This window comes from Sphingomonas sp. (genome assembly GCF_965227385.1).
In the GTDB taxonomy this organism is placed as follows: domain Bacteria; phylum Pseudomonadota; class Alphaproteobacteria; order Sphingomonadales; family Sphingomonadaceae; genus Sphingomonas.
Genome location: NZ_OZ245750.1, coordinates 2,797,824 through 2,813,359 on the forward strand (window position 1 = coordinate 2,797,824; position 15,536 = coordinate 2,813,359).

Consider the following 15,536-nt stretch of genomic DNA (forward strand, 5'->3'; position numbering starts at 1 on the left):
CTTAGCTTGGCTCCGTCGAGTGAGAGGGTCCGATGGTCGTCTGCGTTTGTAACGCCATTCGTGAAAAAGATGTCCGCGCTGCGGCGCGTGATGGCGCGATCAGCGCGTGCCAGGCCTATCGGGCGTTGGGACGCCAGGCCAAATGCGGTCAGTGCGTTCCGTTCGCGCGAGCCATTATCGACGCCGAGCGCGCTGCTGCGTAGCGTTCGCAGCTTCGCTAACCCGCAGAAAACCGCCATTTTTGGCTGTCTGACGCGCGCCGCGCGCGCTATAGTCGCCAGCGCAAAACGAACGCGAAAGGTGCGACATGAAGGGCGATCCCAAGGTCATCGATTATTTGAACGAGGTGCTCAAGGGCGAGCTGACCGCGATCAACCAATATTGGCTTCACTACCGTCTGTTCGACCATTGGGGCGTCAAGAAGCTCGCCGAGTTCGAGCGGCACGAGTCGATCGACGAGATGAAGCATGCCGACATGCTCGCGGAGCGCATCCTGTTCCTCGATGGCCTGCCCAATTTCCAGCTACTCGGACGGTTACGCATCGGCGAGAGCGTCGAAGAGGCGCTGAAGGCCGATCTTGAGCTTGAATATGAAGCCGTCGCGCTGCTGAGGGACGCGATCGAGCATTGCGAGAAGGTCCGCGACTATGGCAGCCGTGACCTGTTCCAGCGCATTCTCGACAGCGAGGAAGAGCATGTCGACACGCTCGAAACCCAGTTCGAGATGATCGAGCGGATGGGGATTCAGAACTATATCCAGCTCAACGCCAAGGCCGAAGAAGCCTGAATCAGGCGGCCGGGCGGCGTCCGAACACCGGGCGCCGCTCGACCAGCGGGTTTGCCTCCCGCTCCAGCAGCGCCAGCGTCGCCTGAAACAACGGGCGCAGCTCGACCACCAGCTTGAGCGCTTCGCTCGGTTCATCGCGGCTTTCGACGCATTGGCGGGCAATTTCCTCGATCGCGGCCGCACATTCCGCAAGCGGCTCCGCACCGAACTGGCGGGACTCCCCCTTCAGCGTGTGCGCGGGAAGGACCATTGCGGCGGCATTGTTCGACCGCATCGCATCCTCGATCCGCGCCACCGACTTGACGCCATCCTCCTGGAAATAGCCGAGAATGCGTACGAAATTGGCGCCAAGCTGCGCCCGGGCGTGCGCAAATGTCGCCCAGTCAACCAGCCGGTTTTCATCGAGGGTCGACACTTAAACCTCCAGCCCACTCTACCTACCAGGATCAATATGGGTAGGCCGGTAAACGTCAGGTTGACGCACAATCGATTTCCGGCGGCATCAGGGCTGTCGTTGTGGCCTTGCCAATATTGGCTTCAGTCGCGGTCGAACGGGTTTTTCGAGGGCCTCATAGTCAGCCGCACCGGCACCGCGCCAAAGCCGAACTCCTTGCGCATGCTGTTGACCAGATAACGCTCATAGCTTTGCGGTAGAAGGTCGACGCGCGTGCCGAACAGGATGAAGCTGGGCGGTCGCGTCTTGGCCTGGGTAACGTAGCGCGGCTTGATCCGCTTCCCGCCCGGGGCGGGCAGCGGATTGGCCTCAATCGCACGCTCAAACCAGCGGTTGAGCTGGCCGGTCGTGATGCGCCGCGACCACGCCTCACGGGTCTCGAACGCGACCTTGATCAGCGTATCAAGCCCCTTGCCGGTCGCCCCCGACACCGTGAGCAGCGGCACACCCTTCACCTGTGCCAGACCCTCGTCGAGCGCGCCCTTCACCCCGTTGAACAGGCTCGACTGATTCTCGGCAACGTCCCATTTGTTGAGCGCGATGACGAGCGCGCGGCCCTCCTGCAGCACCTTGTCGGCGATCTTCAGGTCCTGAACCTCAAGCCCCTTGGTGGCGTCGAGCAGCAGCACGACGACTTCGGCGAAATCGACCGCGCGCAACGCGTCGGACACCGACAGCTTCTCCAGCTTCTCCTGCACCTTGGCGCGCTTGCGCATGCCGGCGGTGTCGATCAGCCGCACCGGGCGCTGATTCCCCTCTTCATCCGTCCACAGCCATTCGATCGCGATCGAATCGCGGGTAATCCCGGCCTCGGGCCCGGTAATCAACCGGTCCTGCCCCAGGATCTTGTTGATCAGTGTCGACTTGCCCGCATTCGGACGGCCGACGACCGCCAGCTTGAGCGGGGCGTCGGGCGACTCATCGTCCTCCTCCGCGGCCTCATCCGCTTCGCGGTCGATAAAGGGCTGCAGCGCTTCGAACAGATCTGCGATGCCCTCCCCATGTTCGGCGGAGAACGGCACCGGATCGCCCAGGCCCAGCGCCATCGCCTCGTGAATGCCCGGTTCAGCGGCGCGCCCCTCGGCTTTATTCGCCAGCAGCACGATCGGCGTGCCGGAGCTGCGCAGCCAGCGTGCGACCTCTTCGTCGAGCGGGGTGATGCCCGCGCGCGCGTCGATCATGAACAGTGCGACATCTGCCTCACGCACTGCGGCTTCGGTCTGCGCGCGCATGCGGCCGGGCAGGCTGGCGGGATCTTCATCCTCGAACCCCGCAGTGTCGATGATCCGGAACGGGCAACCCAGCAGGTCGCCGTCGCCCTCGCGCCGGTCGCGCGTGACGCCGGGCTGGTCGTCGACCAGCGCCAGGCGCTTGCCGACGAGCCGGTTGAACAGGGTTGATTTGCCGACGTTAGGACGGCCGATGATCGCTACGGTAGGAAGACGCATCCGCGCCCCCTACCGCAACTGGCGCCTCAGCGATAGGCGGTGATCTCACCCTTGTCGCTGAGGACATACAGCATGTTATTCGCCACGATTGGAGCCAGGCTGATCTTCTTGCCAGCTTCGATCGTCGCGCCGACACTGCCATCGGTCGGCGATGCAGAGACCAGCTCGCCGCGCGAATTGGCCAGCCACAGCCGATCGCCGGCCAGCACCGGGCCGATCCAGGTGATCGGACCCTTCTTGTCGTCCTCGTCGCGCCAGGCACGCAACTGGCTGATCCAGCGGACCTTGCCGCTGCCGCGCGCGATGCAGACCAGACGCGCGTCGTCGGTCATCACGAAAATCCACTCGCCCGCGATCCACGGGGTGGAGATGCCGGCGAAATTCTGTTCCCAAACCCGACTGCCCGAAGCCAGCTCGAACGACGCCATGCGCTCGCCCTGCCCGACCGCGTACACACGGCCCTGATCGATCACCGGCTCCGCATCGATATCGACCAGGCTCGACACCGAGGTCGAGATGGTCGAGCGGGACAGCGTATCGGTCCACAAGGCGCGGCCATTTTCGTAGCGATAGGCGTTGAGTTCACCCGACGAGAAGCCGGCGACGATCGTGCCCTGCGCCGCGGCAGGTGCGGCGACGCCGAACACGCCCTGGGTTTCCGGGGTACCCGATTGGGTCCAGACGACCGCACCATCGGCCTGCGCCAGCGCGAACAGCTGATTGTCCTGCGACACGACATAGACGTTGTTGAGGAACAGGGTCGGCGCACCACGCAGCGGACCGCCCGGCTTCTTGCGCCACACTTCGGTGCCCGCCGCCGCGTCGATCGCGACGACGTCGCCAAGACCGTTGGTCGCGAACACGCGCCCACCCTCGACGCTGACGCCCCCGCCAAACGCAGCGTTGCGATTCTCCTTGTCCGTCGATGTCGCCAGCGACCACAGCTTGTTGCCGCTGTTGGCGTCAAAAGCATGGACGACCGCATCGGTACCGACGACGAACAGCTTGCCATCGGCCACGACCGGCGCCGCGGCCAGGCGCACGCGGCCCGTGGTCCCGGCAATCTTTGCAGACCAGACGCGCGTCGGCGTCTGGCCGAGCGCCAGATGACCCATCATCTTCGACGCATTGCCGCCCGGCTGGGTCCAGCCGGCATTGACCACTGCCATCGGCAGCACGACCTGAACTTCGGCGATCGACTTGTCGGCGGTGATGCCGGACTCGCCAGCAAGGATCGGCACGCGCTGGCCAAGCACCGGAGTCTTGTTGCCACCGCCCTTGAAGATGCCGCACGCGCTCAATGCCACCAGCGCCGCAAGCGCGACGGGGATACGAACCGACTTGATCATTGTGCTTTCTTGTCCTCACCCTCGTCGACGATCGCGTCGACACCCAGTACGCCGGCCATCTGAACCGCGCGTTGACGGACCGAGCGCGGAACGCCCTCGTCCTTTGCGATCTCGCCATACAGCTTGCCGGCCTCGGCGCGCTTGCCCTGCCGCAGATAGGCGCCGGCGACCAGCTCGCCCGCAGTGCCGTACCAGGGGCTGTCCTTGACCGCGAGACCGTTCAGCCGCGCGACGACGGCGTCGGGCTTCAGCGTGTCATATTCGATCATGGTCTGGCGAATCAGCGCGAGGTCGCGAAACTCCTGTGGCACCTTGGTGTCAGCGGCGATCGCACCCATCAGCGCGGCTGCGCCCTTGAGGTCGTTTTTCTGCAGCAGCAGGGCCGCCTGGGTGAAGCGCGCGCCGACACTGAACCCGGTGGTGCCGGATTCGGCCAGTTCCTTCAGCGACGCGTCCGCCAGCTGCGGCTTGTTCTCGCCCAGCGCCTTGAACGCTGCGGCATATTTGTCGCCCTCGGCTGCACGCTGCCCGTCGCTATGGCTCTGCCAGTAGAGGAACCCGCCGAACGCCACCAACGCGGCGATCACCGCCACGATGATCCAGCGACCGTAGTTCTGCCAGATATGCAACGCCTGGTCCTTGCGGAGCTCTTCATCAACCTCACGCATAAAGACATCGTTGCTTTGCGGGCTCAGCGCCAAGGGGAACTCCATCGGGAAAATTAGGGGGTTGCGGGCGCGGACCTTAGCCCCGCCGGACGGGAAACGAAAGCGTCAGTCCTTCGGCTTATAGACTTGTTCGTCGCCCGGGAAACTCCGATCGCGCACGGCCGATGCGTAGCTCTCGACCGCGGCGGAAATGCGGCCAGCCATGTCGTCGAACTTCTTGACGAAGCGCGGGGTCCGCTCGAACAGGCCCAGCATGTCCTCGGTGACCAGCACCTGGCCGTCGCACTGCGCCGACGCGCCGATCCCGATCACGGGGCAGGGCACCGCTGAGACGATTTCGTTCGCGAGCGTCTCCACCACGCCCTCGGCAACAATGGCAAAGGCCCCCGCCTCCGCCACGGCCTTTGCATCGCCGATGATCTTGGCAAATTCGGCATTGCCACGCCCGCGCGCACCATAGCCGCCCAGCGCGTTCACCGCCTGTGGTGTCAAGCCGATATGGCCCATTACGGGAATGCCGCGTCGGGTGAGGAACGCGATCGTTTCGGCCATCGCCTCCCCACCTTCAAGCTTCACGCCGGCCGCGCCGGTCTCGGCCATGATCCGCGCCGCCGATTCGAACGCCTGTTGCGGGCTCGCTTCGTAGCTGCCGAACGGCATGTCGATGACCACCACCGAATGGTAACTGCCCCGCACCACGGCCGCGCCATGCGCGCACATCATGTCGAGCGTCACCGCCAGAGTTGATGGCAGGCCATAGATCACCTGCCCCAGGCTGTCGCCGACCAGCAGGACGTCGCAATGCGGATCGAGCAGCTGCGCCATGCGCGCCGTATAGGCGGTCAGCATCACAATCGGATCCTTACCCTTGCGCGCCTGGATCGCGGGGATGGTCAGCCGTTTCATCGGCGCCGGAGTCGGCGTCGCGCGGCTGGTCGATGTGTCGATCGTGAAGGTCGTGGACATGGCTGGCGCTCTAGCGGGGCGATGCCGAGCGCGCCAGCGACCATGCAGCTCATGTCAATGAAGATTGACTCAATGTTAGTTATATATAACATGGAGTCGTATATGGTTCACACCGGGAGCGGCGCATGGCATTTCGTGAAAAAATCGCGTGGGTGGCATTTCTCAGCACGGTGCTGATCTGGGGAGCGTTTTTCATCATTCTGGTCACGGTACCGCACGGCGACCGCGGACTGGCGATGCTCGGCCCGTTCATCGTCGCGACGATCGCCCAGGCGGCAGTGATGGTTGCGGCGGCGACGATCTGGGCCATCGGCGCACCCAAGGAGGCGAGCGCCCCCGCGGACGAGCGTGATCGCGCGATTGGCCGTCGTGCGACCGGCATCGCATATTTCACCCTGATCCTCGGTATTGCGGCCGTGATCGTCTGGCTACACTTGGGCCTGCATGGCACCGACACGATCTTCGCGCTGGCCGGTGCCTTCATCCTTGCAGAAGCGGTGCGGTTCGGCACCACGGCGCTCGGCTACCGCAAGGAGGTATGACCATGGCCTATCGCGAACGGCTCGCCTGGCTCGAGCTGATTGGAATGGTCATCGCCTATGGCGGCTATTTCGTGGGGGTCGGACTGGTCGATCCGGCTCCGGGTCGGCTTGAGACGCTGACCTATGCCGCGTTGTTTGGCGCGGCGACCGTGGTTCGGTTGCTCATCCTCGGCACCGGCTGGCTCATCCTCAAAGCGCAGATGGGACGCGAAGCGCGGGCCGAGCCCGATGAGCGCGACCGTTCGATCGCGCGGCGCGGCGCGGCAATCGGCTATTATGTTCTGCTTGGCCTGATGCTCTGGGTCGGCGTCGTGCTGCCACTGACCGATACCGGCTGGACCGTGGCCAATTCGGCGCTGGCCGCCATCATCATCGCCGAGATCGTGCGGGATGCGGTCATCGTCGTCAGCTATCGGCGAGGCTGGCATGGCTAATCCCCCGATCAGCAATCAGATCCGCACCCTGCGCTTTATGGCGGGTGAAATGACGCAGGCGGAGCTGGGCGACCGGGTCGGCGTCACCCGCCAGACGATCGCGGCGATCGAACAGGGAAAATACTCCCCCACGCTCGAAACCGCGTTCCGCATTGCGCACGCATTCGGCAAGCCGTTTGACGAAGTGTTCCAGTGGGCGGGGGAGTAAGCCCCGCCCGAACCGGGGATCAGCGCAGCAGCCCCCTGCCCTTCGCCATGGTCACCAACCACAGCTGGAACAGCTGCACCGCGAGGATGAACGCCGGGAAATAGGTCGTCCACACGCCCTTCATCTCGATGGTGTCGGTCGCGAGGAACATCCAGCCAAACTGGATCAGCACTGCCACCACCGAAATGGCGGACGGCACGACCGCTGCTGATCGGCGCATGAGCAACAGAATGGCACCGGCCAGTCCGCTAAGCACTGCGACGATGTAAACCACCCCATACCATGTCGGAAGCGATGCATAGAGCTGGCGGTCAAAGTCGGTCGCGCCAGGACCATCGCCTGGCCCCACAGCGAAATGCATGTACAGCGACGCGCAGCCCATCAGGGCCCACAGGATCAACAATGTGGCTCCGACGGTGAGCCACACGGATGAGTTAGACGTGCCTTCGGTCATCTTGCCCTCCCCCCTTGCTTCGATCGGAAGAGACTATTCTAAGACGCGCGCTTGACAATCATTTCGTTACAGCAACGCTGCCGCCCATTGCTCGGGCTTGAACCCGACCAGCAGCCCGCCGCGATATTCGACCACCGGTCGCTTGATCAGCGAGGGATGCGCCGCCATCAGAGCGAGCGCCTTGGCCGCATCGATATCGGCCCGGTCGGCCTCGTCGAGCTTGCGAAACGTCGTGCCGGCGCGGTTGAGCAACGGCTCCCATCCGACCGCATCGGCCCATTTGGCGAGCCGCGCCGGGTCCGCGCCTTCCTTCTTATAGTCATGGAAGGTGTAGGCCATGCCGTTGGCGTCGAGCCAGACCCGTGCCTTCTTCACCGTGTCGCAGTTCGGGATGCCGTAGAGCGCGATCATCGGAAGATGCACGCCTGACCGGACCAGAGCGCGGTTACCTTGGCCCCATCACCCGCACCATCGAGCAGGCCGGAAAAATCGCCCTTATCGGTCGCAAATTCGCGTCCCAGCGAGCTGTCGGGAACATCGCTGATCGCCAGCGCATCCGCCACTTGGCTGCGCGTCGACCCGATCCCCGCGCCGGTCGCGGTGGTCAGCTTCGGCTTAGCGCCCTCAAGGAACCAGCCGACGAACTTGTCCTGCTGGAACCACAGGGTCAGTCCGCCGAACTCCACGAACTCCATCGCCCCTTCGCCGCACTCGCCATTGCGGCCGGTATCGCTTGGCTTGCCCAGTGCCGCCGTGGCGCCGGTCAACGTGATTTCGCGCGCCGTCCCGAACGCCAGTTGACGGGTACGGCCGCTCCGCGGATCGACCAGGCTCAGCGCCTCGGGCGCGATGTTGAGCAACGGTTCGGCGGATTCCATGGGGGCCGCCATATTGTCCGCCACGGCTTCGCTGTCGTCCTCGACGGCTTCTGCTGCCACCGTTCCGTTTGCGGTCGCAGCGTTGGGCAGAGGCGCCTCGCTACAGGCAGCGAGGAGCATCGGAACCGTCAGGCTGGCGATACGGATCATTCCCATTCGATCGTCCCCGGTGGCTTGGAGGTATAGTCGTACACGACGCGATTGACGCCCTTCACCTCGTTGACGATCCGAGTCGCTACGCGCGTCAGGAAGCTGGCGTCGAACGGATAGACGTCCGCGGTCATGCCATCGGTGCTGGTCACCGCGCGCAGGCCGCAAACGCTGTCGTAGGTGCGCCCATCGCCCATCACGCCGACGGTCTTGACCGGCAGCAGCACGGCGAACGCCTGCCAGATCGCGTCGTATAGGCCCGCGTTACGGATTTCCTCGAGATACACCGCGTCCGCCTTGCGCAGGATGTCGCAGCGTTCCTTGGTCACCTCACCCGGGATGCGGATCGCGAGGCCGGGTCCGGGGAACGGGTGACGACCGACGAACACATCGGGCAGCCCCAGCTCGCGGCCGAGCGCGCGGACCTCGTCCTTGAACAGCTCGCGCAGCGGCTCGACCAGCTTCATGTTCATGCGCTCGGGCAGGCCGCCGACATTGTGGTGGCTCTTGATCGTCACCGAAGGGCCGCCGGTGAAGCTCACGCTCTCGATCACGTCCGGGTAGAGCGTGCCCTGCGCCAGGAACTCGGCGCCGCCGATCTTGCGCGCCTCTTCCTCGAACACGTCGATGAACGTCTTGCCGATGAACTTGCGCTTCGCCTCGGGGTCGGTGACACCGGCGAGGCCGTTGAGGAACAGCGTCTCCGCGTTCACATGGACCAGCGGGATGTTGTAATGACCCCGGAACAGGCTGACGACCTGATCCGCCTCCCCGCTCCGCATCAGGCCATGGTCGACGAACACGCAGGTCAGCTGATCGCCGATCGCCTCGTGAATCAGCACCGCAGCGACCGCGCTGTCGACGCCGCCCGAAAGGCCGCAGATGACCTTTCCGCTGCCGACCTGCTTGCGGATTTCGGCGATCTTGGTCTGGCGGAACTCCGCCATCGTCCAGTCTCCCTTGAGCCCGCAGACATGGCGCACGAAATTGGCCAGCAGCTTGCCGCCATCGGGCGTGTGGACGACCTCGGGGTGGAACTGCATCGCATAGTAACGGCGGCTGTCGTCGGCGATCACCGCGAAGGGCGCGCCAGGGCTGGCCGCGACCGGGCGGAAGCCGGGGGCGAGGTCGGTGACCTTGTCGCCATGGCTCATCCACACCTGATGCGTTTCGCCTTCGCTCCACAGCCCATTGAACAGCGCGCAGCCATCGGCGATGTCGATAAACGCGCGGCCGAACTCGCCGCTGTCGCCCAGCTGCACCCGCCCGCCGAGCTGGTGCATCATCACCTGCTGACCGTAACAGATGCCCAGCACCGGAATGCCACTCTCGAAGATCGCGTCGGGCACGCGCGGCGACCCTTCTTCCAGCACCGATGCGGGGGATCCGGACAGGATGACGCCGCCGGGCTTCATCCGCTCGAACGCCTCTGCGGCGGCATTGAAGGGGGCGATTTCGCTGTAGACGCCCGCTTCGCGCACGCGGCGCGCGATCAGCTGGGTCACCTGGCTGCCGAAATCGACGATGAGGATGGATTCGCCGGGCTGTGTCATGGCGAGCCGATAGGAAGGTGCGGCGCGGGTGTAAAGCCGTCGCGCCTCCGGTCCGGAACCATTTCGCGCATGGGGGATTCCTTGCGCCAGCATGGTCACCGCGCCCTTAACCCCACCCGCGAACCATTCGGAAGCGCGGCGCTGCTATCCTGCCCCCATGCAGTCGAACCGGACCCCCCGCCGGATCACGCTGTCGATCCTTGGCGCCGCGGCACTGGTCGCGGCGCCCGCTTCGGCATCGATCCTCAACTATGTCGGCGAATGCGTGCCGTTTGCGCGCGCCGCGTCGGGCATCCAGATCTGGGGCGATGCCTGGACCTGGTGGAGCCAGGCCGCGAGCAAATATCAGCGCGGCCAGACGCCCGAGGTCGGTGCGGTCGTCGCCTTCGCCAAATCGGAATCGCTGCAACTCGGCCATGTCGCTGTCGTCAGCCGGGTGATCGAGCCGCGCACGATCATGGTCACCCACGCCAACTGGTCGCGCATCGGCGGCAAGCGCGGCCAGGTGGAGCAGGACGTCACCTTGTTCGACGTTTCCCGCGACGGCGACTGGACCCAGGTGAAGGTCTGGTATCGCGACAATACCGGCCTCGGCGGTCGCAGCTACCCGGTCCATGGCTTCATCTATGGCCGCCCGGTCAGCGGTGCGAAGGTCGCAAAGGCTCGCCCCGCCCCCGAACTCACCGGCGAACGCCCCGACTATGTCGGGTCGCTGATCGACGCCTACGCGCGCTGACCTATCGTCGTCCCGGGCTTGACCCGGGACAGGGCTTCTTCGTGACCGGGTGAAAGGCAGCCCGGCCCCGGATCAAGTCCGGGGCGACGAAGTATCTGGACCGGCGCGGCGACTCTCGCCACACTCGTCCTATGTTCTTCTCCTTCGTCGACGAGCTCCGCGCCGCAGGCATTCCCGCCAGCATGAAGGAGCATCTCGTGCTCCTCGAAGCGCTCGACCGCGACGTGATCGATCGCACGCCCGAAGCCTTTTACTATCTCGCCCGCGCGACCTTCGTGAAGGACGAAGGGCTGCTCGACCGCTTCGACCAGGTCTTCGCCAAGGTGTTCAAGGGCATCGCCTCGACCTATGGCGTCCAGACCGCAGAGATACCGGAGGACTGGCTCAAGGCGATCGCCGAGAAATATCTGACCCCCGAGGAGATGGAGGCGATCAAGTCGCTCGGCTCGTGGGAAGAGATTATGGAGACGCTCAAGAAACGGCTCGAGGAACAGCATGAACGCCATCAGGGCGGTAACAAATGGGTCGGGACCGGCGGCACCTCCCCCTATGGCAATTCGGGATATAATCCCGAAGGCGTGCGCATCGGCGGCGAGAGCGTCCACAAGCGCGCGCTGAAGGTCTGGGAAGGCCGCGAGTTCAAGAACCTCGACTCGACGCGCGAACTGGGCACCCGCAACATCAAGGTTGCGATGCGCCGCCTGCGCCGCTTTGCCCGCGAAGGCGCGGCGGACGAGCTGGATATCGAGGGGACGATCGACGGCACCGCGCGGCAGGGCTGGCTCGACATCCGCATGCGGCCCGAGCGGCACAATGCGGTCAAATTGCTGCTGTTCCTCGACGTCGGCGGATCGATGGACCCGTGGGTGAAGCTGTGCGAGGAACTGTTCAGCGCCGCGACCGCCGAGTTCAAGAATCTCGAATTCTTCTACTTCCATAACTGCCTGTACGAAGGCGTTTGGAAGGATAATCGCCGCCGCTTTCAGGAGCGCACCCCGACCTGGGACGTGCTGCACAAATTCGGGCACGATTATAAGGTGATCTTCGTCGGCGACGCATCGATGTCGCCTTATGAAATCAGCCATCCGGGCGGATCGGTCGAGCATTTCAACGAGGAAGCCGGCGCCGCGTGGATGCAGCGCGTCACGAATACCTATCCCGCGACAGTGTGGCTCAACCCGATCCCCGAAGAGCAATGGGGCTATTCGCAGTCGGTTCGCATCATTCGGGAGTTGATGAACGACCGCATGTACCCACTGACGCTGGCGGGGCTGGACGATGCGATGCGGGAGTTGAGCCGAAAGACGTGACTGCGGGACCGACATGTCGATTGATCGTGCGGACTTCCGCCGCTCCCAACCCCTGCGTATAGGCACAGCGTTCGCGCAGCACAGGGCCAGCCATGACCGTCAATGCATACCATATCATAGAACGCGGCCGCCGCGACCAGCTGGGCGAAGGACCGCTCGCGGCGCAGGACGGTTCGGTCTATTGGGTCGATATCATCGAGCAGCGGATCAATCGCCTTTCGCTCGCCGACGGTGCGGTGGCGAGCTGGGCGATGCCCGAGATGGTCGGCTGGGTGATCGAACGGCGCGACGCACCGGGTCTGGTCACCGGGTTCCGCAGCGGTGTGAAGGCGGTGGTCCTCGACCCCGCATCGCCGGTGCCGGTGTCGATCGAAGCGCTGGTGGATCTTCCCGCCGACGAACCCGCGATCAACCGGATGAACGATGCCAAGGCGGATCGTGATGGGCGGATCTGGGCCGGGACGATGCCGGTGACGTGCGATGTCCCGACCGGGTCCTTCTACCGCATCGAAGCCGATCGATCGATCACGCGGGTGGATGCAGGCTATCACGTCGCGAACGGCCCTGCGATCAGCCCCGACGGTCGGTGGCTGTTCCACACCAATACCGTGCTGGGCCAGATCTACCGCTTCCCGCTCGATGGCGCGACGCTCGGCCCGCGCGAACTTTGGCTACAGTTCGAGCCCGACTGGGGCCATCCCGACGGCATGACCTTCGATGCAGAAGGCGGGCTGTGGATCGCGCATTGGGGCGGGTCGCGGGTCAGCCGGTTCGATCCGCAGGGCAAGGTCGAGCGCGCAATCCACGTGCCCGCCAGCCAGATCACCAGCATGACTTTTGCCGGGGACTCGTTCGAGCGGATGTTCATCACCTCCGCCGCCGATGGCATCGACGAGCCGCATGGCGGTTGCCTGTTCGAGGTCGACCCCGGCGTCAAAGGCCTGTCCCCTCAACGCTTTGCGGGCTAGCCGGCGCTGTCATCGCGGGAGCCGGTGCGCTACACTGGTGCGATGCGAACCCGATCCCTGCTCGCCGCGCTGCTCGTCCTGTCGGGCTGCGCCACCGCCCCGCGCGAAACGGCGGCGACCTATGCCAACCCGGTATTCGACCGCGAGTTCGCCGATCCGGCCGCACTGCTCGCCCCCGACGGCTATTACTATGTCTACGCGACGCAGGGCGGCGAACCCGGGCGGATGCACAATATCCAGGTCGCCTGCTCGCGCGATCTGGTGCGCTGGGAGCATCTCGGCGACGCGCTTCCGCAAAAGCCCGGCTGGGCGAGCGCGACACAGGATTTCTGGGCGCCGCACGTCGCGCAACATGATGGCCGCTATTATCTCTATTACTCCGCCAAGCCGGACGCCGCACTGAAGGACACCACGCGCGGCCTGTGCCTGGCGGTGGCCGTAGCGGACCGCCCCGAGGGGCCGTTCTCCGACAGCGGCCGCCCGCTCGAATGTGGTGAGGGCTTCGTCAATATCGACCCGATGGCATTCGACGATCCGGCAACCGGCAAGAAGCTGCTCTATTGGGGCTCAGGGTTCGGCCCGATCAAGGTGCGCGAACTCGCCCCGGACCGCATCTCCTTCGCGCCGGGAAGCGCCGCGATGCCGCTGGTGGAGGTCGACAAGACCGACGATCCCGGAAACTACCAGCGCCTGATAGAGGGCGCCTGGGTGCTGCGGCGCGAGGGTTGGTACTACCTCTTCTATTCGGGCGACAATTGCTGCGGCCCCAAGGCGCATTATGCGGTCATGGTCGCACGGTCGCGCAGCGCAACCGGGCCGTTCGAAACGCTGCGCGATGCGACCGGGGCACCCGCCAGCGTCATCCTCGCCCAGCGTGACCACTGGGTTGCGCCGGGGCATAAGGCGGTGATCGCCGACGCGCGCGGCAATCACTGGATGCTGTACCACGCGGTCGACGCGAAGCGCCCGCGCGCCAAGCCGGGCGACGACATCAACACGCGCCGCATCATGCTGCTTGACCGTATCGAATGGCAGGATGGGTGGCCGCGCATCGCGGGCGACGGTCCGTCAACCGGTGCGCAACCAGCGCCCTCAGTCCGCCCCTAGCCGGTCGTCACCCCATCCGGCCCGAAGCGGAGCCGCGTGGTCAGCAGCGCGCGGAACTCATTGTAACCGCCGGTGCCGGGGAAGAAGGCGTGGAAGAACAGCTGCGGCTCTCCGTCCAGCCCCGGCGCGACCGATGCATGGCCTGGCGCCCACCAGGTCGTTGTCGACTTGAGCAGCGGATCGCCCTGTTTGACGTAGGGGCCGAAAATATGGTCGGCGACCGCGACACCGATGCCATAGGCCGGCGTGCCGAAGTCATTGCCGGCATAGAACATCCAATACCGGCCCTGCTGCTTGGTGACCCACGGCCCCTCGATCAGATGCCCTTCCCAGTCGAGGTCATTGGTCAGCACCAGATGCTCTTCGCCCACCCGCTCGCCGGTTTCGGTCAGCCGCTGTGCGTAGATCGGCGTGCTCATCGCCTCTAGGATTGCCTCGGCCTCCGGGATGTCCGCCAGCGCGGCCTTCACCTGCTGCCAATTGTCCAGCACTGCCTCGATCAGCGGCTGCATCAGGAAAAAGCGTTCCATTGGCCGCTGTGAGTTCGCCCATGGCTGAAGCGCGGCGGCGAGCGAGGCGGTGCGGCGATCGGCCTCGGTCGAGAAGACCTGATCGATGAGGTCGGGCCGCTGGCGGAACAGGCCGGCGAGCGGGCGTGGCCACACGCCGTTGGTGTCACGCTTCCACAACAGATAGCGCTCGCCATCGTCGTCGATGAAGATGTGCGAATCGATCACCCCGCCGCTCATCACTGGCTGGGCGGGATCGGCAGCGATACCGGTCGTGTTGACCGCATGCGCGGTGACCAGCGGGTGACCCAGATCGCTCCAAGGCCCAAACGGGCTGTCGCTCTTGGCCAGCCCGATAGCGAGCGCATTCGATTTCTGGCGCGCGGTATAGACGAGCCAATATTCGTCGCCGACCCGCGCCATTTCCGGGGCCCAGAAGTCGCCGACATGCCGGCCATGCGCGGTCCATTCCGGCGCCTCGCCCTCTTGGAAGACGAAGCCCTTGTGCGTCCAGGTCTGAAGATCGTTCGACTGCAGGATCGGAAACGCGTCGGGCGCATCGTTGGAGGTCGCGACAAGAACGTAACCCTGATCGGTTTTTAGCACTGCGGGATCGCCATAACCGCACGTGATTCGCGGGTCGGCGTTCTCGGTCAGCAGCGGCTGCCAATTCGGTGCGGGCAGGTCGCTGGGCGCGGGGCCGCTTAGCACATGGGGTCGCCGCGAGCCGAAATCGTCCGCGACCCGGTTGAAGAAATCGACGTAGGCGGGGTGCTCACCCGAGGCGAGTTGGTAGGTGCGTTCGGCATCGCCGCGGCGGACGGTGATCTGGCTGTGCGGCGCTTGGACTGCGGCGATGGCTTCGAACTGGATGGTCATGGTCGGTTTCGGATCCCAAAAGCGGTTCGAACGCGCTAAACCACATTTATAAGATAAATGCGAGAGTGGTTTCAGGAAGCCCGATGGGGCATGTTGCAACCTTCCTACGCATCCGCATGGATTGACGCCCGGCCCG

Annotated in this window: 19 protein-coding genes; 9 read left to right on the forward strand and 10 right to left on the reverse strand. The window is 64.8% G+C overall.

Annotated elements, in window-relative coordinates; translation table 11 throughout:
* Positions 1 to 32 precede the first annotated feature (32 nt).
* Positions 33 to 203, forward strand: a complete 171-nt coding sequence (locus ACO05N_RS13715) for a (2Fe-2S)-binding protein (RefSeq protein ID WP_300495269.1) — start codon at positions 33 to 35, stop codon at positions 201 to 203.
* A 104-nt stretch (positions 204 to 307) separates the two neighbouring features.
* A complete protein-coding gene (gene bfr, locus ACO05N_RS13720) occupies positions 308 to 787 on the forward strand; it encodes a bacterioferritin (RefSeq protein WP_422057629.1) in 480 nt (159 codons plus the stop codon).
* 1 nt (position 788) lies between these two features.
* Here bfr and ACO05N_RS13725 read toward each other — a convergent pair whose 3' ends face one another.
* The 5 genes from ACO05N_RS13725 to panB all read right to left on the reverse strand — a co-directional run bounded on the left by ACO05N_RS13725 (position 789) and on the right by panB (position 5,672).
* Entirely contained in the window at positions 789 to 1,202 is a 414-nt protein-coding gene (locus tag ACO05N_RS13725) for an Hpt domain-containing protein (RefSeq protein WP_422057630.1), read from the reverse strand.
* Positions 1,203 to 1,324: 122 nt separating this feature from the next.
* Positions 1,325 to 2,689: a ribosome biogenesis GTPase Der gene (der, locus tag ACO05N_RS13730; RefSeq protein ID WP_422057631.1), complete on the reverse strand. Its 1,365-nt coding sequence runs from the start codon at positions 2,687 to 2,689 to the stop codon at positions 1,325 to 1,327.
* A gap of 26 nt (positions 2,690 to 2,715) precedes the next feature.
* Positions 2,716 to 4,038, reverse strand: coding sequence for a PQQ-binding-like beta-propeller repeat protein (locus tag ACO05N_RS13735; protein WP_422057632.1), 1,323 nt, complete (start codon positions 4,036 to 4,038; stop codon positions 2,716 to 2,718).
* A complete protein-coding gene (locus ACO05N_RS13740) occupies positions 4,035 to 4,706 on the reverse strand; it encodes a tetratricopeptide repeat protein (protein ID WP_422057633.1) in 672 nt (223 codons plus the stop codon). The genes ACO05N_RS13735 and ACO05N_RS13740 overlap by 4 nt, the downstream gene beginning before the upstream one ends.
* Before the next feature lie 105 nt (positions 4,707 to 4,811).
* Complete coding sequence (gene panB, locus ACO05N_RS13745; RefSeq protein WP_422057634.1) at positions 4,812 to 5,672, reverse strand: 3-methyl-2-oxobutanoate hydroxymethyltransferase; 861 nt, start codon at positions 5,670 to 5,672, stop codon at positions 4,812 to 4,814.
* A 125-nt stretch (positions 5,673 to 5,797) separates the two neighbouring features.
* Between panB and ACO05N_RS13750 the strand changes: the two genes are divergently transcribed.
* From ACO05N_RS13750 to ACO05N_RS13760, 3 genes are read left to right on the forward strand one after another with little or no spacing between them, the layout of a single operon-like run.
* A complete protein-coding gene (locus ACO05N_RS13750; protein ID WP_422057635.1) occupies positions 5,798 to 6,214 on the forward strand; it encodes a hypothetical protein in 417 nt (138 codons plus the stop codon).
* Between the two features lie 2 nt (positions 6,215 to 6,216).
* Positions 6,217 to 6,648, forward strand: coding sequence for a hypothetical protein (locus ACO05N_RS13755; protein ID WP_422057636.1), 432 nt, complete (start codon positions 6,217 to 6,219; stop codon positions 6,646 to 6,648).
* Positions 6,641 to 6,856 carry a helix-turn-helix transcriptional regulator gene (locus ACO05N_RS13760; protein WP_422057637.1) on the forward strand — a complete coding sequence of 72 codons (216 nt, stop codon included), beginning with the start codon at positions 6,641 to 6,643 and terminating at the stop codon, positions 6,854 to 6,856. The genes ACO05N_RS13755 and ACO05N_RS13760 overlap by 8 nt, the downstream gene beginning before the upstream one ends.
* A 19-nt stretch (positions 6,857 to 6,875) precedes the next feature.
* Here the strand turns inward: ACO05N_RS13760 and ACO05N_RS13765 are convergent, their stop codons facing one another.
* The 4 genes from ACO05N_RS13765 to guaA form a co-directional block, all read right to left on the reverse strand.
* Positions 6,876 to 7,310 carry a sugar transporter gene (locus ACO05N_RS13765; protein ID WP_422057638.1) on the reverse strand — a complete coding sequence of 145 codons (435 nt, stop codon included), beginning with the start codon at positions 7,308 to 7,310 and terminating at the stop codon, positions 6,876 to 6,878.
* Positions 7,311 to 7,376: 66 nt separating this feature from the next.
* Positions 7,377 to 7,721 carry an ArsC family reductase gene (locus tag ACO05N_RS13770; protein WP_422057639.1) on the reverse strand — a complete coding sequence of 115 codons (345 nt, stop codon included), beginning with the start codon at positions 7,719 to 7,721 and terminating at the stop codon, positions 7,377 to 7,379.
* Positions 7,718 to 8,338 carry a hypothetical protein gene (locus ACO05N_RS13775; protein ID WP_422057640.1) on the reverse strand — a complete coding sequence of 207 codons (621 nt, stop codon included), beginning with the start codon at positions 8,336 to 8,338 and terminating at the stop codon, positions 7,718 to 7,720. Before ACO05N_RS13775 ends, ACO05N_RS13770 begins: the two co-directional genes overlap by 4 nt.
* A complete protein-coding gene (guaA, locus tag ACO05N_RS13780) occupies positions 8,335 to 9,891 on the reverse strand; it encodes a glutamine-hydrolyzing GMP synthase (protein WP_422057641.1) in 1,557 nt (518 codons plus the stop codon). Before guaA ends, ACO05N_RS13775 begins: the two co-directional genes overlap by 4 nt.
* A 157-nt stretch (positions 9,892 to 10,048) precedes the next feature.
* Between guaA and ACO05N_RS13785 the strand changes: the two genes are divergently transcribed.
* From ACO05N_RS13785 to ACO05N_RS13800, 4 genes are all read left to right on the forward strand, one after another.
* Positions 10,049 to 10,627, forward strand: a complete 579-nt coding sequence (locus ACO05N_RS13785) for a CHAP domain-containing protein (protein ID WP_422057642.1) — start codon at positions 10,049 to 10,051, stop codon at positions 10,625 to 10,627.
* 131 nt (positions 10,628 to 10,758) lie between these two features.
* Positions 10,759 to 11,937 carry a vWA domain-containing protein gene (locus ACO05N_RS13790; RefSeq protein WP_422057643.1) on the forward strand — a complete coding sequence of 393 codons (1,179 nt, stop codon included), beginning with the start codon at positions 10,759 to 10,761 and terminating at the stop codon, positions 11,935 to 11,937.
* Positions 11,938 to 12,029: 92 nt separating this feature from the next.
* Positions 12,030 to 12,905 carry an SMP-30/gluconolactonase/LRE family protein gene (locus ACO05N_RS13795; RefSeq protein ID WP_422057644.1) on the forward strand — a complete coding sequence of 292 codons (876 nt, stop codon included), beginning with the start codon at positions 12,030 to 12,032 and terminating at the stop codon, positions 12,903 to 12,905.
* Positions 12,906 to 12,947: 42 nt separating this feature from the next.
* Positions 12,948 to 14,012, forward strand: a complete 1,065-nt coding sequence (locus ACO05N_RS13800; RefSeq protein ID WP_422057645.1) for a glycoside hydrolase family 43 protein — start codon at positions 12,948 to 12,950, stop codon at positions 14,010 to 14,012.
* Here ACO05N_RS13800 and ACO05N_RS13805 read toward each other — a convergent pair.
* A complete protein-coding gene (locus tag ACO05N_RS13805; RefSeq protein ID WP_422057646.1) occupies positions 14,009 to 15,400 on the reverse strand; it encodes a family 43 glycosylhydrolase in 1,392 nt (463 codons plus the stop codon). The genes ACO05N_RS13800 and ACO05N_RS13805 overlap by 4 nt on opposite strands.
* Between the last annotated feature and the right edge of the window lie 136 nt (positions 15,401 to 15,536).